The sequence below is a fragment of the Streptomyces sp. NPDC048420 genome, from assembly GCF_040651535.1.
Lineage (GTDB): Bacteria > Actinomycetota > Actinomycetes > Streptomycetales > Streptomycetaceae > Streptomyces.
This window is the reverse complement of record NZ_JBEZKG010000012.1, coordinates 223242-242783: the sequence shown is the minus strand read 5'-3', so window position 1 is coordinate 242783 and position 19542 is coordinate 223242. Positions and strand designations below refer to the sequence as shown.

General features: G+C 70.8%; 22 protein-coding genes and 1 pseudogene. 11 read left to right on the top strand and 12 right to left on the bottom strand.

Features of this window, described 5'->3' with window-relative positions:
- Window positions 1–2 precede the first annotated feature (2 nt).
- On the bottom strand, window positions 3–893 hold the full coding sequence (locus AB0D34_RS24130; protein ID WP_362664589.1) for an aminoglycoside phosphotransferase family protein: 891 nt from the start codon (window positions 891–893) through the stop codon (window positions 3–5).
- Window positions 894–927: 34 nt separating this feature from the next.
- Here AB0D34_RS24130 and AB0D34_RS24125 point away from each other — a divergent pair, with 34 nt between their 5' ends.
- Complete coding sequence (locus tag AB0D34_RS24125; RefSeq protein ID WP_362664587.1) at window positions 928–1569, top strand: rhomboid-like protein; 642 nt, start codon at window positions 928–930, stop codon at window positions 1567–1569.
- 11 nt (window positions 1570–1580) lie between these two features.
- On the top strand, window positions 1581–2978 hold the full coding sequence (locus tag AB0D34_RS24120) for an FAD-dependent oxidoreductase (RefSeq protein ID WP_362664585.1): 1398 nt from the start codon (window positions 1581–1583) through the stop codon (window positions 2976–2978).
- 34 nt (window positions 2979–3012) lie between these two features.
- Here AB0D34_RS24120 and AB0D34_RS24115 read toward each other — a convergent pair whose 3' ends face one another.
- Together AB0D34_RS24115 and AB0D34_RS24110 are read right to left on the bottom strand one after the other, a co-directional pair.
- Window positions 3013–3993 carry a zinc-binding dehydrogenase gene (locus tag AB0D34_RS24115; RefSeq protein ID WP_362664583.1) on the bottom strand — a complete coding sequence of 327 codons (981 nt, stop codon included), beginning with the start codon at window positions 3991–3993 and terminating at the stop codon, window positions 3013–3015.
- Between the two features lie 42 nt (window positions 3994–4035).
- The gene (locus AB0D34_RS24110) at window positions 4036–5196 is read right to left on the bottom strand and encodes an FAD-dependent oxidoreductase (RefSeq protein WP_362664581.1); all 1161 of its coding nucleotides are present in this window, start codon (window positions 5194–5196) and stop codon (window positions 4036–4038) included.
- Window positions 5197–5335: 139 nt separating this feature from the next.
- Between AB0D34_RS24110 and AB0D34_RS24105 the strand changes: the two genes are divergently transcribed.
- Window positions 5336–6049 (top strand): pentapeptide repeat-containing protein, encoded by a 714-nt coding sequence (locus AB0D34_RS24105; RefSeq protein ID WP_362664579.1) that lies wholly within the window; start codon window positions 5336–5338, stop codon window positions 6047–6049.
- Window positions 6050–6082: 33 nt separating this feature from the next.
- Here the strand turns inward: AB0D34_RS24105 and AB0D34_RS24100 are convergent, their stop codons facing one another.
- Window positions 6083–7474 (bottom strand): M1 family metallopeptidase, encoded by a 1392-nt coding sequence (locus tag AB0D34_RS24100; protein WP_362664577.1) that lies wholly within the window; start codon window positions 7472–7474, stop codon window positions 6083–6085.
- A gap of 39 nt (window positions 7475–7513) precedes the next feature.
- Between AB0D34_RS24100 and AB0D34_RS24095 the strand changes: the two genes are divergently transcribed.
- Together AB0D34_RS24095 and AB0D34_RS24090 are read left to right on the top strand one after the other, a co-directional pair.
- Window positions 7514–8014, top strand: coding sequence for a hypothetical protein (locus AB0D34_RS24095; RefSeq protein WP_362664576.1), 501 nt, complete (start codon window positions 7514–7516; stop codon window positions 8012–8014).
- A gap of 223 nt (window positions 8015–8237) precedes the next feature.
- Window positions 8238–8555: pseudogene (locus tag AB0D34_RS24090) on the top strand (phosphotransferase); the annotation flags it as partial.
- A gap of 141 nt (window positions 8556–8696) precedes the next feature.
- Here the strand turns inward: AB0D34_RS24090 and AB0D34_RS24085 are convergent.
- The 4 genes from AB0D34_RS24085 to AB0D34_RS24070 all read right to left on the bottom strand — a co-directional run bounded on the left by AB0D34_RS24085 (window position 8697) and on the right by AB0D34_RS24070 (window position 10950).
- A complete protein-coding gene (locus AB0D34_RS24085) occupies window positions 8697–8954 on the bottom strand; it encodes a hypothetical protein (RefSeq protein WP_362664574.1) in 258 nt (85 codons plus the stop codon).
- Window positions 8951–9298, bottom strand: coding sequence for a hypothetical protein (locus AB0D34_RS24080; RefSeq protein ID WP_362664572.1), 348 nt, complete (start codon window positions 9296–9298; stop codon window positions 8951–8953). Before AB0D34_RS24080 ends, AB0D34_RS24085 begins: the two co-directional genes overlap by 4 nt.
- Window positions 9299–9430: 132 nt before the next feature.
- Entirely contained in the window at window positions 9431–10285 is an 855-nt protein-coding gene (locus AB0D34_RS24075; protein ID WP_362664570.1) for a helix-turn-helix domain-containing protein, read from the bottom strand.
- 140 nt (window positions 10286–10425) lie between these two features.
- Window positions 10426–10950, bottom strand: a complete 525-nt coding sequence (locus tag AB0D34_RS24070; protein ID WP_362664568.1) for an ATP-binding protein — start codon at window positions 10948–10950, stop codon at window positions 10426–10428.
- Window positions 10951–11105: 155 nt separating this feature from the next.
- Here AB0D34_RS24070 and AB0D34_RS24065 point away from each other — a divergent pair, with 155 nt between their 5' ends.
- Complete coding sequence (locus AB0D34_RS24065; RefSeq protein ID WP_362664566.1) at window positions 11106–11948, top strand: helix-turn-helix transcriptional regulator; 843 nt, start codon at window positions 11106–11108, stop codon at window positions 11946–11948.
- Window positions 11945–12148 (top strand): DUF397 domain-containing protein, encoded by a 204-nt coding sequence (locus AB0D34_RS24060; protein WP_362664564.1) that lies wholly within the window; start codon window positions 11945–11947, stop codon window positions 12146–12148. Before AB0D34_RS24065 ends, AB0D34_RS24060 begins: the two co-directional genes overlap by 4 nt.
- A 60-nt stretch (window positions 12149–12208) precedes the next feature.
- Here the strand turns inward: AB0D34_RS24060 and AB0D34_RS24055 are convergent, their stop codons facing one another.
- Window positions 12209–12784: a TerD family protein gene (locus AB0D34_RS24055; protein WP_362664563.1), complete on the bottom strand. Its 576-nt coding sequence runs from the start codon at window positions 12782–12784 to the stop codon at window positions 12209–12211.
- Between the two features lie 188 nt (window positions 12785–12972).
- Between AB0D34_RS24055 and arfB the strand changes: the two genes are divergently transcribed.
- Entirely contained in the window at window positions 12973–13410 is a 438-nt protein-coding gene (gene arfB, locus AB0D34_RS24050; RefSeq protein WP_362664561.1) for an alternative ribosome rescue aminoacyl-tRNA hydrolase ArfB, read from the top strand.
- A 130-nt stretch (window positions 13411–13540) separates the two neighbouring features.
- The gene (locus AB0D34_RS24045; protein ID WP_362664559.1) at window positions 13541–14380 is read left to right on the top strand and encodes a sigma-70 family RNA polymerase sigma factor; all 840 of its coding nucleotides are present in this window, start codon (window positions 13541–13543) and stop codon (window positions 14378–14380) included.
- On the opposite strand, the gene AB0D34_RS24040 is transcribed toward AB0D34_RS24045, so the two are convergent.
- Window positions 14377–14856 (bottom strand): GNAT family N-acetyltransferase, encoded by a 480-nt coding sequence (locus AB0D34_RS24040; RefSeq protein ID WP_362664557.1) that lies wholly within the window; start codon window positions 14854–14856, stop codon window positions 14377–14379. The genes AB0D34_RS24045 and AB0D34_RS24040 overlap by 4 nt on opposite strands.
- A 42-nt stretch (window positions 14857–14898) precedes the next feature.
- Complete coding sequence (locus AB0D34_RS24035; RefSeq protein ID WP_362664837.1) at window positions 14899–15444, bottom strand: flavin reductase family protein; 546 nt, start codon at window positions 15442–15444, stop codon at window positions 14899–14901.
- Window positions 15445–15815: 371 nt separating this feature from the next.
- Here AB0D34_RS24035 and cdgB point away from each other — a divergent pair, with 371 nt between their 5' ends.
- Both cdgB and AB0D34_RS24025 read left to right on the top strand, forming a co-directional pair.
- On the top strand, window positions 15816–17471 hold the full coding sequence (gene cdgB, locus AB0D34_RS24030; protein WP_362664555.1) for a diguanylate cyclase CdgB: 1656 nt from the start codon (window positions 15816–15818) through the stop codon (window positions 17469–17471).
- A 120-nt stretch (window positions 17472–17591) separates the two neighbouring features.
- Window positions 17592–18575: a carbohydrate-binding protein gene (locus tag AB0D34_RS24025; protein ID WP_362664554.1), complete on the top strand. Its 984-nt coding sequence runs from the start codon at window positions 17592–17594 to the stop codon at window positions 18573–18575.
- Here the strand turns inward: AB0D34_RS24025 and AB0D34_RS24020 are convergent.
- Window positions 18572–19501: a 1-phosphofructokinase family hexose kinase gene (locus tag AB0D34_RS24020; protein ID WP_362664552.1), complete on the bottom strand. Its 930-nt coding sequence runs from the start codon at window positions 19499–19501 to the stop codon at window positions 18572–18574. The genes AB0D34_RS24025 and AB0D34_RS24020 overlap by 4 nt on opposite strands.
- Window positions 19502–19542 lie beyond the last annotated feature (41 nt).

Sequence of the window (19542 nt, the reverse complement as noted above, 5' to 3'; positions counted from 1 at the left end):
TCTCAGGCTCCTGGGGTGCGCAGGCGGTGGGCGATTTCGAGTTGGCGTTCTTGGATGGGGCGGCCGTCCTCGATGTCCCAGAGGGCGTTCTGGAGGAGTCGTCCGAGGGTCCAGGCACGCGCGCGTGCGCGGTCCAGGCCGAGGGTGTCGGTCATGGCGTCGAAGCGCCAGAGTGTCTCGTCGGGGTCGTAGCGGTTGTGGAGGGCGGGCCAGAGTTCGAATCCGGGGTCGCCGGCGAGGGGTTTGGGGTCGATGGCGAGCCAGGGGGCGCGGCCTGCGGCGAGGACGTTCTCGTCGTGCAGGTCCCAGTGCAGGAGTCGGTCGCCGGGTTCGTCCGCGACTTCGCGTACGGCCGCCGCGCAGTCGGCGAGGGTACGGCGGGTCTGTGGGTCGGGGATGCGGCGCAGGGCGCCCGGGGTCTCGTCCAGCATGGCGTGCGCGATGTCGCCGAGTCGGCGTATTCCGGCGGGGGCGGGTCCCGCGGTCAGGTGGGCGAGCAGGCCGGCGATGACGAGGACCGCGTCGCGGGTGCCGGGCAGGGTGGAGAGCATGCGGGTGGGGTCGAGGCGCTCCAGGAGCATGGTGTGGGTGTCCGGGTCGTGGTCGAGGAGGCGGACCGCACCGTCGCCGTCCCAGGCGCGCAGGGCGACGGGTTCGCCGGCGCTCTCCTCGTCGAGGAGTTGGAGTTTGAGGACGGCCGGGGTGCCGTCGGCCCGGCGGAGGACGGGCAGGACCAGCGCGGTGACTCCGTGCATCGGGGAGCCGTCCGGTCTGAGCTCCCATCGCTCCAGGAAGTCGGCGACGAGCGAGGGGAGTCCGGCGATGAACTGCCGTCCCTTGTCGCCGTTGTAAAGCTGTTGTGTCGCCGCCAGTTCCGCCGGGATGTCGATCACGTGCCGGACCCTACCGGCGTGCGTGAATCGCCTCATGCGAATTAACCGGGGTGTCCACAGGGTGTGGGCGTATGTCCGCAGCGCCCCCGGCACCTATGTGTGGCTGGCGGTCCTCTTCGTGACGACGGTGGCGTTGCACCGTATGTCGCCGGAGTTCGAGGAGGAGTTCCTGCGGCAGCGGTCGACCAACATCCATGAGTTGTCGAACAATCCGGTGCGGGTGCTGGTCGCCAGTGCGATGTGGATCGACGGCGGGTACTGGCTGCCGTACGTCGTCCTCTACTCCGTCTTCCACGCGTCGGCGGAGCGTTGGCTGGGTACCGCGCGCTGGCTGGCGGTGTGTGCGGCGGCGCATGTGCTGGCCACGCTGATCAGCGAGGGGGCGCTGCTGTGGGGGATCCGGCACGGGATGGCGCCCGCGTCGGCGGTGAACACACTGGATGTCGGGGTGAGTTATGCGCTGGCGGGGGTGGTCGCGGTGCTGGTGTACCGGATTCCGGCGCCTTGGCGGTACGGCTACGGGTTCGCCGTTCTCGTCGTGTACGCGGTGCCGTTGGTGACCGGGCGGACGTTCACCGACCTGGGGCACTTCACCGCCGTCCTGATCGGATTCGGGTGTTGTCCGCTGGTGGGAGTACGGAATCCGAAGGAGACAGCGGGTGTGCCGGCGGGTTAACGTCCCTGGCCATGAGCAGCAGTGTCGTGAACGGCGGCATCTCCTTCTGGTACGCGGACGACGGCTTCCCCGGGGTGCGGGAGCCGCTCGGCGGTGACGCGTCGGCGGACGTGGTGATCGTCGGCGGCGGTTATACGGGGCTGTGGACGGCGTACTACCTGAAGAAGGCCGTGCCCTTTCTGCGGATCACCGTGCTGGAGCAGAAGTTCTGCGGTTACGGCGCCTCGGGGCGCAACGGCGGCTGGCTGTACAACGGCGTCGCGGGCCGCGACCGGTACGCGAAGCTGCACGGCCACGAGGCCGCCGTACGGCTGCAGAAGGCCATGAACGACACCGTCGGCGAGGTGGTGCGGGTGGTCGGTGAGGAGGGCTTCGACGCCGGGCTCCACAAGGGTGGCGTCCTCGAAGTCGCGCGTACGCCCGCGCAGTTGGCGCGTCTCAAGGCCTTCCACGAGCACGAGCTGTCGTACGGCGAGAAGGACCGTGAGCTGTACGGCGCCCGCGAGACGGCGGAGCGGGTCCGGGTCGCGGACGCGGTGGGGGCGTCGTGGACGCCGCACGGGGCGCGGGTGCATCCGGTGAAGCTGGTGAAGGGGCTCGCGGCGGCCGTCGAGGCGCTGGGGGTGACCATTCACGAGCAGACGCCGGTGACGGAGATCCGGCCCAAGCACGCGGTCACGCCGTACGGCACCGTCCGTGCGCCCTATGTGCTGCGCTGCACCGAGGGCTTCACGGCCGCGTTGAAGGGGCAGAAGCGGACCTGGCTGCCGATGAACTCCTCGATGATCGCCACCGAGCCGCTGACGGACGAGCAGTGGGCGGCGATCGGCTGGGAGGGGCTGCAGACGCTGGGGGACATGGCGCACGCGTACATGTACGCGCAGCGCACCGCCGACGGGCGGATCGCGTTGGGCGGGCGCGGGGTGCCGTACCGCTTCGGGTCGCGTACCGACAACGACGGGCGGACGCAGGCTGCGACGGTGGATGCGCTGCGGGAGATCCTCGTGGGGTTCTTCCCGATGCTGGCCGGGGTGCGGATCGCGCACGCCTGGTCGGGGGTGCTCGGGGTGCCGCGGGACTGGTGCGCGTCGGTGACGCTGGACCGTTCGACGGGGATCGGCTGGGCGGGCGGGTATGTCGGCTCCGGTGTCGCCACTGCGAACCTTGCCGCCCGGACCCTGCGGGACCTGGTCCAGCAGGACTCCGGACAGGGCGGGCGGACCGAGCTGACGGAACTGCCGTGGGCCGGGCACAAGGTGCGCAAGTGGGAGCCGGAGCCGTTGCGGTGGCTGGGCGTGCAGGGGATGTACGCCACGTATCGCACGGCGGATCGGCGGGAGTCGGTGAGTCACAGCGCGGAGTCGTCCCGGCTGGCGCGGTGGGCGGACCGGATCGCCGGTCGGCACTGAGCCGGGGTTCGGGCCAAGCCGCGTCAGCGGCGGGTCACGGCTCCAGAACCACCTTTCCGGTGGTGCCGCGGGTCTCCAGCGCCCGGTGTGCGGCGGCGGCCTCGGCGAGCGGGAAGCGCTGTACGGCGGGGGTGAGACGGCCTGCGGCGGCCTCGGTGAGGGCGCGCAGTTCGAGGGTGCGCATGGGGTTGGGTCCGCCGGCCTTGCGCATCATGACCGGGCCGAGGACCTGCTCGGACACGCCCTCGACGAGGTACGGCTGTCCGTCGTGGATCCCTTCGCCGGACCAGCCGAAGACGATGTGCTGCCCGCCGGGGCCGAGGAGCGCGGTGCTCTCGCGGGCCACGTCCCCGCCGACGCCGTCGAAGACGACGGTGACGGGCCGGCCGCCGAGGTGGGCGCGGACCTTTCCGGGCCATGCGGGGTCGTTGTAGTCGACGGCGAGGTCGGCGCCGTTCCGCTCGACGAGAGCGACCTTGTGCGGGCCGCCCGCCAGGCCGATCACCGTGGCTCCGGCGTTCTTCGCGTACTGCACGAGCAGGGTGCCGATGCCTCCGGCCGCGGCCGGGATCAAGGCCACGGAGTCCGGGCCGAGCTCGGCGAACTGCAGGATTCCCATGGTCGTACGGCCCGTGCCGATCATGGCGACGGCCTGGGCGAAGTCCAGGTTGTCGGGGATCTCGTGGACGCGGTCGACATCGGTGACGGCCAGTTCGGCGTAGCCGCCGGGCGCGAACCCGAGGTGGGCGACCACGCGCCTGCCGAGCCACAGTCCGGCGACGCCCTCGCCGAGGGACTCGACCACTCCGGCGACCTCGCGGCCGGGGATGGTGGGCAGCGCGGTCGGCTCGGGCAGCGGTCCCTGCTGGCCCTCGCGCAGGGCGGTGTCGAGGAGGTGAACTCCCGCCGCCCGTACGGCGATACGGACCTGGCCGGGGCCGGGCAGCGGGTCGTCGGTGGTCTCGTGGGTGAGGTTCTCGGCGGGGCCGAAGGTGTGCAGGCGGATGGCGTGCATGAGGAGAACTCCCTGTGTCGTCAGGGGGACCACTCTTCGACCTCAAGCGTGCTTGAGGTCAAGGGCGTGGCGGCCGAGAGCCAGCGACACGGCCGTGAGGGCGCTGTTGAAGGAGACCTCCGAGAGCACCCCGGGCGCCGCGACCTGGTCGCCCGCGAGATAGACGCCGTCGCCCCGGTCCACGGCGGGCCGGTCGCGCCAGCTGGTGCCGGGCAGGTCCACGGCTCCCGTACGGCCGCCCGCGACCGCCTCGCGCCGCCAGGTGACGCGCTCGCGCCAGCCCTCGAAGGCGAGATCGAGCAACTGCTCGGCGCGCGCGACCCCGTCGGCCTTGCTCTCGTGCGGGGCAATCGGGATCTGCCCCTGGACGAGCTGCTCGCCCGCGGGCGCCAGGCTGCGGTCCTGGGCGGTGAACCGCTCGATCCAGCCGGGGGAGTCGAGGTCGGACACGGCGAAGGCGTCGCCGCGGCGGGAGCGCAGGGCGAGGTCGACGAGGGTCGTGCGGCCGCTCGGCCAGGTCAGCGAGTCGTCGCCGAGGAGGCGGCGGGCCGCGTCGAGGGAGGTGGCGACTACGACGGGGGTGTCGGTGGGCAGGGTGTCGACGCGGGACAGGGTCTCCATCCGCACCCCGAGGTTCCAGGCCCGGGCCGCCATCCGGTCCACCACGCTCGCCCAGCCGCCGCGCGGGTACTGGGCCTCGGGCGGCAGCTTGGTGGCGCGTCGCAGCCGCTCCTGCACGAACGCGGCGGACAGGGCGCCGGGGTCGTGGTGGAAGAGGGCGACGGCGGAGTAGTGGGCGGCGGCCCGGGCGCCCTCCTCGCCCGCCTGCTCGGTCGCCCACGACAGGAAGTCCATGTCGACCGGGGCCTGTTGGGCGCTGCGGCGGAGCAGCTTGAGCATCGCGAAGGGCGGGGTGCGGCGGAGTACGCCCTTGTGCCGCAGCCGCAGCCGGGCCGCCTCCAGGGGCGGGATCGGCGCGAGCGGTCCGACGAGGTCGCGCTGCCTGAGCCAGGACCAGTGCGGGCCGCCGCTGTAGAGGGCGTGCGGGCCGTCGTTCGTCCTGTACTGCCCTTCGGCGGTCCTGGCCCGGCCGCCGAGCGTGTGATGGGCCTCGTGGATGGTGACCTTGGCGCCCGCCTCGGCGGCGGTGATGGCCGCGGTCAGTCCGGCGAGGCCGCCGCCGATGACGGTGATGCGGTGCATGTCCGGTGTCTCCTCTGCTCGGGATCGCGCGTCTCTTCGGTATGACTGATCGAGGGCACCGGAATGTGACATGGAGGCTGGGTTTCGCAGGTTCTCGCAGGTCAGGTGGATTGTCGGTGGTGGGGTGCAGGATGGGGGCATGGTGAGGCGAGCGGCGGGTGGAGCGGGTGGGTCGAGCGGTTCCGGTGGTCCGGGTGGCGGGTCGCGGGTGAAGGGGGCGCGGCGGCCGGAGGTGCGGCTGCCGCCGCTGGAGCCGTTCCGGGGAGGGGAGCTGGAGCCGGACGGGGACTACGACGGGCTGGAGTTCCTGGAGTCGGACTTCGTGGGCCAGGACGGGGCGGGGTCCCGCTTCATGGACTGCGCGCTGAGAGGCTGCGCGCTGGACGAGACGGGACTGCGCAACGCCCGGTTCCTCGACTCGTCCCTCACCGGCATACGGGGCGTGGGCACCGACCTCTCGGGCGCGACCCTCCGTGACACCGAGCTGATCGACGCCCGCCTCGGCGGCACCCAGCTGCACGGCGCCGCTCTCGAACGGGTCCTGATCCGCGGCGGCAAGATCGACTACCTCAACCTGCGGACGGCCACCCTGAAGGACGTCGTCTTCCAGGGCTGCGTCCTGGTGGAACCGGACTTCGGGGGCGCCCGCCTGGAGCGCGTCGAGTTCGTGGACTGCGCCCTGAAGGGGGCGGACCTCACGTCGGCCACCCTCAAGGACGTCGACCTGCGCGGGGCCGCGCCGCTGGAGATCGCCCGGGGGGTCGGCCGGCTGACGGGGGCGGTGATCAGTACGGCGCAACTGCTGGATCTGGCGCCGGTGTTGGCGGCGGAGGCGGGGATCCGGGTGGAGTGAGGGGCGTATCACCCGACTCGGCACCCTGAACCCTCAGGGCCGTTCCGGCCTGCCGTCCCCGTACAGCCAGTCCTCCCAGACCGGCCCGAAGTCCTTGTCGGGGGCCAGGTGTTCGACGTACGTCGTGAAGTCCTCGGTGGACGCGGTGCCGTGGCGGTGGGTGGTGGGCCAGTCGCGCAGGAGGGCCATGAAGGCGGTGTCGCCGAGCAGCTGCCGGATCTTGTGGAGGACCATCGCGCCGCGCTGGTAGACGGGGCTGTCGGAGAGGTGCGCGGCGCTCGACGGGGTGCCGGGCGGGAAGTCCCAGAGGTCCTCGTAGTCGTCCTCGCCGTGGTCGTAGAGCGCGTCGAAGGTCTCCTGGGCGCTGTCGCCGCCGTGGTCCTCGGCCCACAGCCACTCGGCGTAGGTCGCGAAGCCCTCGTTGAGCCACATGTCCCGCCAGGTCTTCGGGGTGACCGAGTCGCCGTACCACTGGTGGGCGAGTTCATGGACGAGGGTCCCGGTGTCGGGGGCGCCGGGGAAGAAGGGGCGGTTCTGGGTCTCCAGGGCGTAGCTGGCGTCTCCCTGGCGGTCGACGATCGCGCCGGTGGAGGAGAAGGGGTACGGGCCGAAGGTGTCCTCGGACCAGGCCATCACGGCCGGGAGCTGCGCCAGCATCTTCCGGCTCGCGTCGGCCTCGGCCGGGTCGACGGCGGTGTAGACGGGCAGGCCGCCCGGGAGGGTGGTGCGGTGGATGTCGTACTCGCCGATCGCGACGGTGGCGAGGTAGCTCGCCATGGGCTCGGCGGTGTGCCAGGTGGCGGTCGTACGTCCGCCGCTGGTGCTGCTGGCCGTCAACTCGCCGTTGGAGACGGCCTGGAGGCCCTCGGGCACGGTGATCGTGAGGTCGTAGGACGCCTTGTCGGAGGGGTGGTGGTTGCCGGGGAACCAGGCTGTCGAGCCGGTCGGTTCCCCGAGGGCCACCGCGCCGTCCTCGGTCTTGAGCCAGCCCTCCTCCGAGCCGTCGGGGTCGGTGATCGTCTTCGGGGTGCCGGAGTAGCGGACGGTCACGCGGAAAGCGGCGCCCTCGTCGAGGTCGTCGTGCGGGCGTACGGTCAGCTCCTGGCCGGTGCGGTTCCAGCGGGCCGGGGCGCCGCCGACGGTGACCTTCTCGACGTCCAGGCCGTCGAGGTCGAGGTTGAACGCGGTCAGGTCCTGGGTGGCGCGGGCGGTGAGGGTCGCGGTGCCGGAGAGATTCCCGCTGTCCGGGTCGTAGGTGAGGTCGAGGTCGTAGTGGGTGACGTCGTAGCCGCCGTTGCCGGCCTTCGGGAAGTACGGGTCGCGCAGGCCGGAGCCGCCGGGGGTGCCGTGCACTCCGCCGCCGCACGCGGTGAGGGCGCTCACGAGGAGCAGGGCGAGGGCGGTGAGCGGCGTGGATCGGGACACGCGGTGATCCTATGAGGGGCGCGTGACACCATCTCGTACGTGCTCGACATCGGCTACGCCCTCTCCAACCGCTTCCCCGACCCACCGCAGACCGACTACCGGCGCGCGGACGTCCACGCGCTGCGGCACGACCTGTTCTGCGGTGACGTCTACCTCGCGGACACCAAGGAGGACCGGGAACTGTCCACAGCCTGGGGATGGGTGCCGGTGCTCGACTTCGCGTGGGCGCTGTGCGACATCGTGGAACTCCTCGACCGCGACCCCGCGGGCTCCCGCGCATCCCGCCCCCAGCACGCCGAACTCGACTTCACCGAGTCCACCGACCGCATGCTCTTCGAGCGCCGCTTCGGCTGGGTGGACATCGAGTCCGACTGGATGCCGGCGGAGGAGCCGCCGCTCACCTTCTCCCACGCGGACCTGCGCCGCGAGGCCCGCGACTTCCTCCACGACCTCATCGCCGACCTGGTCGACCTCCACGAGGACCTGGGCGAGAACCCGGCGATCTGGACGCTCCAGGCACGATTCCCGCGAGTGAAGTGAGCACACGAACTCTGGCGTCTCGGTGAGGAGTTGGCGATACGGGTGCCCCACACAGCCCGCGCGGCAACTTCCCAGGGGCGCGGGGAACTGCGCGACCAGCCACGATGGATCCGCACCCGCCAGACGACCTGACCCGGCACCTCACTAGGCGACCGGCCCGCACCCGACCAACGAACCTCAGCTCGCCCCCGCCCAACCGCCGGAGGCCCACGCGCCCGGGGTCGACAAGGCGTTGCGGACGATGGACCTCGGCGAGTTCGCCGCGGAGGACCTCCGGCGGGTGTGGGAGGCGGGCCTGGCCGCCCCTGCCTGGCAGGGGTCTGGCCGGTGGCTGCACGGCGACCTGCATCCCGCGAACGTCGTCGTTTCGGACGACACGCTCACGGGCGTGATCGACTTCGGTGAACTGTGCGCCGGTGACCCGGCGACGGACCTCGCGGCCGCCTGGCTCCTCCTCCCGGACGGCGCAGCGACCCGCTTCTTCAAGTCCTACGGCACCGACGACCAGGCCCTGATCCAGCGCGCCCGCGCCTGGGCGGTCCGCGCCGCCTTCGGACTTGGCTGCCTGCGGGGCGGGCGACTTTGCGGCGGGTGCTGGCGTGAGTCCGGGGCGGCCGTGTTGGCGGTTCGCATCGGGTCCGTCGGCGCAGGTGCCGGTTTCTTGGAGCGGGCCAGGTATTCCTCAGAAACCCAAATAGGTGATCTGGACGACGTGGACACGTTCGCTGCGGATGACCACCTGATACGTGAACATGCCGCCGGGGATGATGACGTCGCCGCCCTTCGGATCCGTCCCCTCATGGGCGCGACCGTGGACGTGGACTGCCTCAGCGGCCCTGACCAGCTCGTCCGCTCTTCTTCCCAACTCCGCCAGGAAGTCCGGGGGAGCAGTGCGGGCGGCTTCCTCCGCTCCGAAGGCGTACTCCCACTTCCAGCTCACCCGCGAACTGCCTTCATGGCTTCGTCGAGGACCGCGCTGAGTTCCCGTAGAGCTTCGTGCGCGACGACCGGGTCCTCGTGCTCCAAGTTGCTCTTCGCACGTGCATGGCGACCGGACAAGTCAGGGCGGCGGGCGATCTCGATGTCCCGGGCCCAGGTCAGGACCCAGCTCTGCACCGGACTCAGGGACTGCCACTCAAGGGCCTTGGCGAAGGCTTCGTCCTTGGTGGTCTGCATCTCCTCCAGGCGTCCGGGGGCGACAACGGCGAGAGCCGCGCGCAAGGCGTCCGGGGTCTGCTCGGGACGCGGTACCAGGTCGTGCCTGTGATCGGACTGAGTGCTCATCGTGTCCTCCTGGAGGTGCCCCGGCCAGGCTATCCGGACATGCCGTGCTGGGAGAGGGACGCGGGCAGCAGGGTGCATGAGGGTGTGTCGATCCTGTCGGCGTGTGAGGGAACCGGCCATGAGCAAGCCCACTCAGGTGAGAGCTGCCGTATGAGTACGGCAGTCGCGGCAGCGGCCGGGGTCCGGGGTGCGGAAGACGCGGGTGCAGCCGTCGCAGGTCTGGAAGGGGTGTCTGGGCTCCGGGGCCCGTGGGGCCGGGGGCCTGAGCGGTGGAAGTGGCGGTAGCTGGACTGTCAGGCGGTGGGCCAGGAAGGCGGCCGGCCGGATCAGGGGTTCGTTCGGGAGGTTCTCGGTGAGGGCGTGGCGTACGGCGGTGGGGGCGATGTCGCGCTCCAGCCAGGCGGCGACGCCCGGGGCGAGGTGTTCTGCGTCGGTGGCCGAAAGGAGCAGGCGGGGGTCGCGGCGGCGGAGGCCGGCGAGGACATCGAGGGCTGTTCGGAGCAGTTCCGGAGCGGGGTAGCCGGGTTGGGGGACGGGCGGGAGCTTTCTGCGGGGTTTGTCCTGCGCGGCGGCCGGTCGGGAGGGTCTCCTGGGTCGGCCCGGTTCGGCGGGACGGCGTCCGGGCTGGTTGCAGGACGTCGTGCGGGTGATGATGCGGCCGCCAGGGAGGCGTTCGCGTTCGCGGCGCAGGTAGCCGTGGGTCTCCAGCTCGCGCAACGCGGCGGCGATACGGGTCGTGCCCTCCGGGAAGCGGGCCGCGAGGGTCTTGATGTCGACGCGGGCCTTGGCGGGGAGCGACTGGATGTGGACCGCGAGTCCGATAGCGAGGGCCGACAGCTCCGGGTGCTGGGCGAGGTGGTTGCCGATGACCGTGAAGCGGGTGGTGTGCCGGGCGTTCTCGTGAACGAGGCCACCCGCGTGGGAGTGGTTTTTGCCCGCGTTACGGGACTGTGCGCGCGGGGGCGCGCTAGGGTTTTGGGTGTCCATCGGGAAGCTGTTCTCTTCCTTGGTGGTCAGGCCCTCGCATTGGGATGCCAGTCCCGGCGAGGGCCGTTGCATGTCTGCGGTTGTGTTGCGGTGAGCGTAGAGCAAGCAACCGGGGCGAAATCCAGCTGAGTTGGCGATGTTCACTCGGGCGGGTGAGCTGCGCTTCGGGGCGGGAGGAGGGGTGGGGCTTGGTTGGGTTTCTTTCTCCCATGAGTTCCTTGGAAAAGACCGTCGGTGCCACCGGAGCACGGGTTTCTGGCGTTCGGTGAGAGGTCGATCTCGGCCCACACCGTCTTGCGCGGGCGGCGCTCCCGGGCGGCGCCCCAGCGGTCGGCGAGCGCGTCCACGATCACCAGTCCACGACCCGACTCCGCGTCCGGCGCCGGGAGTTCGGTGGGCGGCAGACGGTCACCCCGGGTGTCCGTGACCTCGATGCGCAGGGTGTCGCCGACGACGTAGAGCGTGAGACGGAAGTCGCGCCCCGGGACGCGTCCGTGCGTTGCCGCGTTCGCCGCCAGCTCCGCCACGATGTGCTCCGCCGGATCCAACGGGAGTCCCCACTCGCGGAGTTGCTCGACCGCCAGCAGTCGGGCCAGGCGGGCTCCGCGTGGTGTGGGGGACAGCAGGACGCTGAAGTTCCGGATGACGGCGGTTTCTTGATTCACGTCACTCAGCGTGGCCGTGGCTGCGTACCGTGAACAGTGACGACGCCGATGCGTACGGTGACTGTCCGGAGCTTGTCCGGTCGTGTCCGGGCTGTCGGGGGCGGTCGTAGGGGTAGGGGCGTCGCGGGTACGGACGTACGACGGAGGGGCGCGGGATGAGCGTGGACGGCGAGACGGTCGAGTCGGGCTGGGAGGTCGATCCCGACGACGAGTGGGGTGTCGCGGTCATCGCGACGGTCGGGCGGCAACTGAAGCTGCGGCGCGAGGCCGTGGGGATGCGGGCCGGTGACTTCGGGGAGGCGGTGGGGTACGGCGAGGACCTCGTCTACAAAGTCGAGGGCGGGAAGCGGATTCCCCGGCAGGAGTATCTGGACAGGGCCGACGAGGTGTTGAAGGCCGGTGGGCTCATCTCCGCGACGTGGGAGGACGTGAAGAAGGTCCGGTATCCCAAGAAGGTGCGGGAGCTTGCCAAGTTGGAGGGGCAGGCGGTTGAGATCGGGGTGTATGAGCCCAACAGCGTCCATGGGTTGTTGCAGACGGCAGAGCATGCTCGGGCCGTGATCTCCGCCGCGCAGCCGCCCTATTCGCCCGACGATGTGGAGCGCATGGTGACCGCTCGGCTGGCACGGCAGTCGGTCTTCGAGCGCGACCCGGCCCCGTCCATCCATTTCGTGCTGGAAGAGGCGGCCCTGCGTCGTCCCCTCGGAGGCACAATGGTGTGGCGACGACAGCTCGAACACCTGCTGGGGGTAGGGCGGCTGCACAACGTCATGCTTCAGGTGATGCCGCTGAACTCCGAGGTGCACTCCGGCCTGGACGGAAGGATCGAGGTGCTGAAGTTCCCCGATGGAACGGCGGTTGGGCGTTCCGACGGTCGTCCGACCTCGGATCCGAAACAGCTGCGCATCCTGGAACTGCGGTATGGCACGATCCGCGCGCAGGCTCTCTCACCAAGGGAGTCGCTGGCCCTCATCGAACAACTGCTGGGAGAAACATGATCCGCAAGTCCGCTGCCGGGGACGCCTCCGACCTGGCGTGGTTCAAGAGCAGCTACAGCAGCGGCAACGACGGCAACTCCTGCGTCGAGATCGCGGTAGCACCCCGCACGATCCACGTCCGTGACTCCAAGAACCACCACACCGGCCCCCGCCTGGCCTTCACCCCGGCCAGCTGGACCGCGTTCGTGTCACAGACCTGACGCCGGAGCCCCCGGCCGCGGTACGACCAGGGGCTCCCGCTCAGCTCAGCGCAGTGAACGTCAGACGTTCACGCCGAAGTCCGTCGCGATGCCGACCAGGCCGGACGCGTAGCCCTGGCCCACCGCGCGGAACTTCCACTCCGCGCCGTTGCGGTACAGCTCGCCGAAGACCATCGCCGTTTCCGTGGCCGCGTCCTCGGAGAGGTCGTAGCGGGCGATCTCGGCGCCGCCGGCCTGGTTGACGATGCGGATGTAGGCGTTGCGGACCTGGCCGAAGTTCTGCGAGCGGTTCTCCGCGTCGTAGATCGAGACCGGGAAGACGATCTTGTCGACGTCGGCGGGAAGGCCGGCCAGGTTGACGTTGATCGCCTCGTCGTCGCCCGCGCCCTCGCCGGTGCGGTTGTCACCGGTGTGGACGATGGTCTGGTCCGGGGTCTGCTTGTTGTTGAAGAACACGAAGTGGCCGTCGGAGTAGACCTTGCCCTGCGTGTTGACCGCGATCGCGGAGGCGTCGAGGTCGAAGTCCGTGCCGGTGGTGGTGCGGACGTCCCAGCCGAGGCCCACGGTGACGGCGGTCAGGCCCGGAGCCTCCTTGGTGAGCGAGACGTTGCCACCCTTGGACAGGCTTACAGCCATGGTTTGGGAGTCCTTCCCTCGTTAAGACGTCTGTGTACGGCAGTACCGCAGTACGGGCTCGAAGCTACAGCTACCCCTATGAACGCCGCGAGGGGTGGCCAAGGTTCCCCGTGTCTTTACTTTCTTTACCAATCCGGGGCGACGGCCCGGCGATATTCGGGTGACGTGAACCGGACAGAGCCGGGAACATGGACCCCATGTCCGGTCCCTATGTCATCCGCGGCTCCGTCTCGCTCCCCGAGGCCGAGCTCATGTGGCGTTTCTCGCGGTCGTCCGGGCCGGGCGGCCAGCACGTCAACACCAGCGACACGCAGGTGGAGCTGCGTTTCGACGTCGAGCGGACCGAGTCCCTGCCCGAGGTGTGGAAGCAGCGGGCGCTGGCCAAGTTGGCCGGGCGGCTCGTCGACGGGGTCGTGACCGTACGGTCCTCCGAGCACCGCTCGCAGTGGCGCAATCGTGAGACCGCGGCGGTGCGCTTGGCGGCGCTGCTTGCCGAAGCGACCGCGCCGCCGCCGAAGCCGCGGCGGGCTACCCGGATTCCTCGTGGGATCAATGAACGCCGGTTGCGGGAGAAGAAGGCGCGGTCGGACACGAAGCGGGGGCGGTCTGGGCGGGACTGGGGCTGACGGCTCCATTCGGGTGCGGCGACGTCGTGGCTTGTCGCGCAGTTTCCCGCGCCCCTAAAGGGGCGCGTCACATTCTCCTCGTCTTATCCGTCAACTGACTGACGGCTGACCACGACGAGAGCGGTGACCCATGGGCGACAGCGACTACCTGGCCGACCGGTTCGAGTCGCACCGCGGACGGCTGCGGGCCGTGGCTCAGCGGATGCTCGGGTCGGGGAGCGAGGCCGATGACGCGGTGCAGGAAGTCTGGGTGCGGCTCAGCCGGGTCGATGCGCGGGAGGTGGACAACCTCGGGGGGTGGCTGACGACCGTCGTCGGGCGGGTCTGTCTCGACATGCTCCGTTCCCGCAGGACCCGTGCCGAACTGCCCCTGGAACCCGAGGCACCGCTCCCGGCCGCCACCCCCGACCCCGAGCAGGACGCCCTCCTCGCCGACTCGGTCGGCACCGCCCTCCTGGTCGTCCTCGACACCCTCAGCCCCGCCGAACGGCTCGCCTTCGTCCTCTACGACCTCTTCGCCGTCCCCTACGACGAGATCGCCGGCGTCGTCGGCAAGAGCCCGGCGGCCACCCGCCAGCTCGCGAGCAGGGCCCGGCGACGGGTGCGGGGCGCGCAGGGCGCGGATGCCGACCCGGGCCGCCGACGCGAGGTCGTCGACGCCTTTCTCGCCGCCGCGCGTGCCGGTGACTTCGACGGGCTGCTGGCGGTCCTCGACCCGGACGTCGTGGCGCGGACGGAGGTGGGGGTGACGACGGGCGCCTGGGCGGTGGCCAAGGGGGCGAGCAGCTACTCGCACCTCGCCGGAGTCGCCGTACCCGCGCTCGTCGAGGGCGTCACGGGGCTCGCGGTGGTGCGGGACGGGCGCGTGGAGCGAACGCTCGCGTTCACGTTCGTACACGACCGGATCAGTGTCATCGACATCACCACGGACCCCGGGAGGGCGGCCCGGCTCGACGTCGCCCTGCTCTAGTCGAGGCTCAGCACCCCGACCGTCTCGCCCCCGCTCTGTTCCCCGGTCCTGCGGAAGCCGAGCCTCAGGTAGAACTCCGCGGGGCCGTCGGGGCCCTCGTGCCAGGTGACGTACAACTCCTTCGTGCCCCGGCGGCGCAGCTCGGCCGCGACGGACTCGACGGCGAAACGGCCGTACCCCCTGCCCTGGGCGTCGGCCGCGATGTTCAGGCGCCACAGGCCGGAGCGGCGCAGGCTGCCGCCGTCGGCGCGCCAGTCGATGTCGAGGAAGGCCATCAGGAAGCCGACCGCGCGCTCGCCGTCGACGATCAGACGGGGCCAGGCCACGCCCTCGGGATGGGCGTACGCCTCGGCGAGGGACTGCATGACGGGGGAGACCGCGAATTCCTGCTCGGGCCGGACGCGTATGCCGGTGGCGGATTCGAAATTAACGGGTGTGATCATTTCGAGGCGGGGGGCGGAGCTCGCGGAGGTCATCCGGGGACCCTAGTCCGGGCGTTCAGCGGGCCGCCACGGAATTCATCCCAACTGGCGGTACCTGCCACGGAAATAGGCCAGCGGCCCGCCGTCCGCGCTCGGCACGTCCGCCGTCAGGACGCGGCCGATCACCAGGGTGTGGTCGCCGGCCGCCACGCGCTGCTCGGTGCGGCACTCCAGGGTCGCGAGGGCGCCGCCCACCAGTACGGCGCCGGTGGCCGAGCCGCGGACGTACGGGATGTCCTCGAACAGGAGGCGGTCGCTGATGCGGCCCTTCATGGCGAAGCGGCCGGCGATGTGCCGCTGGCTCTCGGACAGGACGGAGACCGCCCAGTGGGGCTGTTCGTCGAGCAGGTCGTCCATACGGGAGCCCGTACGCAGGCTGACCAGCACCAACGGGGGGTCCAGGGAGACCGACAGGAACGCCGTGGCCGTCATGCCGACGTCCTCGCCCTTGGGCCCGTCGGAATCGAGCGGGGGCTCGAACGCGGTCACCAGGACCACGCCCGCGGCAAGCCGGGACATGGCGGCGCGGAACTCGTCGTTGCTCACCCCCACAGCATGCCCGGAGGCGGGCGCGGGGATCATCGGGACGGCGGTGGCGAGGGGAGTTTCGGGCACGTCCGAAACGCTAGTCTCCCCGCCGGGGCGGCCGCATCGGGCCTTCGTCCGAGGCCGGACCTAGGTCTACCGGCGGAGACGTGCACAGTCTCCACAAACACCCAAAGTTTGCGTTCAGTAAACGCACAGGGAAAACGCAGAAACCCTACTCAATTGTTCATCTTTCGCTGTGACTTGAGTCACAAGAGGTACTAATTGTTGACCCTGTGTACCGAGTGGGGAGCGCACTGTGATTCAGTGGCGGGGAAGTTCCGACAACCCACACCGACGAAACTGCACTCAAGATACGCCGAAGAGAACCCTTGATTCACTGCGAGGTCTCGGGGGGAGGGCGAGCGATGGAGACCGAGTCGGAGCCGTACGTCCGTCTTGCGTCCCTGCGACAGCTGCACCAGGTCATGGCCGACATGAACACGGCACGCAGCCTGGCGGACACACTGCAGACGGTCGCGAACGGCGTGACCCAGGCACTTGGCTACGAGCTGGCGTGCGTCAATCTCGTGCGCCCCGACGGCGACCTCGTCGTCGCCGCCTTCTCCGGGAACCAGGCGGCCGAGGCGCTCATCACCGGCCGGGTCGGCTCCCGCGAGTCCTGGGAGCGCCGGCTGAGCATGGGGGAGACCTGGGGCGACCTGGTCTTCATCCCGCACACCGAGGGCTGGGTCCTCGACGACGACGACGTCCCGCAGTGGTACACCGACGGCCCCGCGCCCCGCTTCGAGGACGAGTGGCACCCCTCGGACCGGCTGTTCGCGCCGATGTACACGCCCGCCATGAAGGGCGGGCAGTGCGGCGAGCTGATCGGCGTGCTCTCCGTGGACCGGCCCCGCAACGGCCGCAGGCCCGGCGCCTGGGGTCGCGAAGCGCTCCAGATGTACGCGTTCCAGGCCGCCATCGCGATCAGCAACGCGCGTCTACGCGCGAACATGCAGCGCGCACTGGTCAGGCTCGAAAGGGAGCAGCAGGCCCTCAGGGCCAGCGAGGAGAGCTTCCGCCAGGCCTTCGAGTACGCCCCCTCCGGCATGGCCATCGCCGAGATGGGCGGCGACCAGCACGGCCGCATCCTGCGCACCAACGACGCCCTGTGCCGCCTGCTCGGCCGCCCCGCGTCCGCGATGCGCCGCTACTCCTTCTCCGACCTCGTCCACCCCGAGGACATAGGCACCCTGCTGCGCACCTCGGCCGAGGGCGGCCGGGCCGAGCTGCGCCTCGGGCGCCGGGACGGCACCTACGTCTGGGTGTCGCTGCGCAACTCGGTGGTCGCCGACGCCGCCGACGGCCCGCGCTTCCTGCTCACCCACGTCGAGGACATAGAGGACCGCAAGCGCCGCGAGCTCCAGCTCGCCCACCGCGCCTCCCACGACTCCCTCACCGGCCTGCCGAACTCCGCCGAGCTGCGCGCGCGGCTGTCCTCCCGGCTCTGCCAGCGCCCCACCAACGCGGGCGCCCTGGAGACCATGGACGCGGCCTTCAGCCACCCGGCCTTCGACGCGAACGGCCACGGCTTCGACTTCCGGCCCGGCGGCGCCGAGGCGTACGACGCCTTCGACCACCATGTGCACACCGCCGCCCCCGAGGGGGAGCGCGACGACGGCACCAAGGGGCTCGCGGTGCTCTTCTGCGACCTCGACGGCTTCAAGTCCATCAACGACCGGTTCGGGCACAACGCGGGCGACGCGGTCCTCATCGAGGTCGCCCGGCGGCTGTCCCAGTGCGTGCGGGACGGCGACACCGTGGCCCGGCTCGGCGGCGACGAGTTCGTGATCCTCGCCGACGGGCTCGGCAAGGCCGACGCCGCCGACCTCGCCGTACGTCTGCGCAACGAGATCATCCAGCCGATCCGGGCCGAGGGACGGGCCGTCCGGGTCGGTGCCAGCTTCGGCATCGGCTGGGCGCACTGCGGCATGACCGCGGACGAAGTGTTGAAGTCGGCCGACGAGCGGATGTACATCGAGAAACGATCTCGTCCCAAACAACACAGACGCGCGGGATGATCCCCAGGTCAGCGAGCTGATGCGATCCGAGTCACCTGTTTGGGCCATCAGGAGCGGGTAGGCTCGCCATTCTGACCATCCGTATCGCATCAGCCCGCACCTGCCTGAGGAGTACAAGGGATGACGTCCGGCAACAACGGGGCGAGCACGCCCGAGGACGAAGACCCGTTCGGCTACCTCTACGCCGACGGCCAGGCCAACGGCGCCCAGCCGCCGTCCGGCGGCGGTTACGGCTACGGCTACCCGAACTCCGTCAACCGGACGCGTTCGGTCGGCCAGCGGCAGTACGGCCAGCAGCAGGCACCGGCGGCGCCGAACGGCCCGTACGGCCAGGTCCCGCAGCAGCAGGGCGTTCCGCAGCAGCAGGGCGGCTACGGCCAGCCCACCGCCCACTATGCGGCCCCCGAGACCTACCCGGGCGCCGCCCCCACCACCCAGCAGCCCCTGCCGGGCTACAGCGGTGGCGGCGGCCGGAGCGGCGGCCCCAACACCAAGGGTCTGCTGATCGGCGCGATCGCGGTGGTCGCCGCGGTGGTCATCGGTATCGGTGTGGCGATGATGGGCGGCGACGACCAGAAGGACAGCGGCAACCAGGCGGCCACGACTCCCAGTGCGTCCGCGAGCTCGCAGCCGAGTGCGTCGAGCAGCGCCGGCAGTGAGGCGAGCGAGGAGTACAAGCAGACGATCGACGCGAAGGCGCTGCGCCTCGGCGGCGGCGCGACCCTCGCCTCGGACGTCGAGGGCGCCCAGTCCGACGGCGGGATCTACGTCGGCAACCTGAACAACGTGGGCGCGTCGGTGACGTGGACCGTCAACGGCATCCCCTCGGACGGCATTTACACGCTGTTCGCGCACTACAGCGCCGCCAGCGACGACCAGGCGATGACGATCACGGTCAACGGCAAGGTCTTCGGCAGCAAACTCAACCTGAAGAACTACGCGAAGGCAGCCGACGGCGACCTCGCCAAGGGTTGGACGACCACCTACAACTGGCCCACCCTCACCAAGGGCACCAACACCATCAGCCTCTCCTGCGCGGCCGGCGACCAGTGCAACGTCCTCCTGGACCAGGTGTGGCTCAAGAAGGGCCAGGTCACCAGCTAGGCCGCGCTGGCCTCCCCCGTCACCGTCACCTGCTCCAGCAGCTCCTCGTAAGCCGCTCGGTCGAACTCGCCCGCCGCCGGGGCCAGTACGGTCGCCGCTGACAGCGCGGTCGCCCGGGACAGGCGGGCCGGCCACGGGAGTTGTTCCACCAGGCCCGACAGCAGGCCCGCCACCACCGAGTCGCCGGCGCCCGTCGGGTTGCCGTGGACATGGGTCGGTGGGGTGGCACGCCAGCGTCCCTCGGCCGTCGCCGCGAGGAGGCCCTCCTTGCCCAAGGAGGCGACCACGGCCTGCGCGCCCCGCCGCCGCGCGTCCCGTGTCGCGCGCAACGGCTCGTGGGAGCCGGTCAGTTCGGCCAGTTCGTCGGCGTTCGGCTTGACGATGTCCGGGCGGGCGGCGACTCCGCGGCGCAGTGCCTCGCCGCTGGTGTCGAGGAGGACCGGGACCCCGGCCGCCTTCGCCGTGCGGATCAGTCCGGCGTACGCCCCCACCGGCACCCCCGGCGGCAGACTCCCGCACAGGGCGACCGCCGCGACGGACGGCACGAGATCCTCGTACGCCTCCTGGAAGGCGGACCACTCCGCCGAAGTCACCGTCGGACCCGGCTCGTTGAGCTGGGTCGTGTCGCCGGTGACTTCGTCCATGACCGCGACCGTGCGGCGGGTCGTGCCGGTGACCGGGACGAGGGCGTCCACCAGGCCCGGTACGGCGGTGAGTTGGTCCTGGACGATCCGGCCCGTCGCGCCGCCCGTGAAGCCGGTGACCGTCACCTCGTGGCCGAGCGCCGCCAGTACCCGGGCCACGTTCAGCCCCTTGCCGCCCGGGCGTTCGGTGACCTCGGTGACCTGGTGGCTGGTGTGCGGCCGCAGCGACCGTACGCGGTAGGTGAGGTCGAGAGCGGTGTTCAGCGTGACCGTGAGGATCACCTGGACCGACCTCCCCCGAAGACAGAAACTGAGCCCGTCCA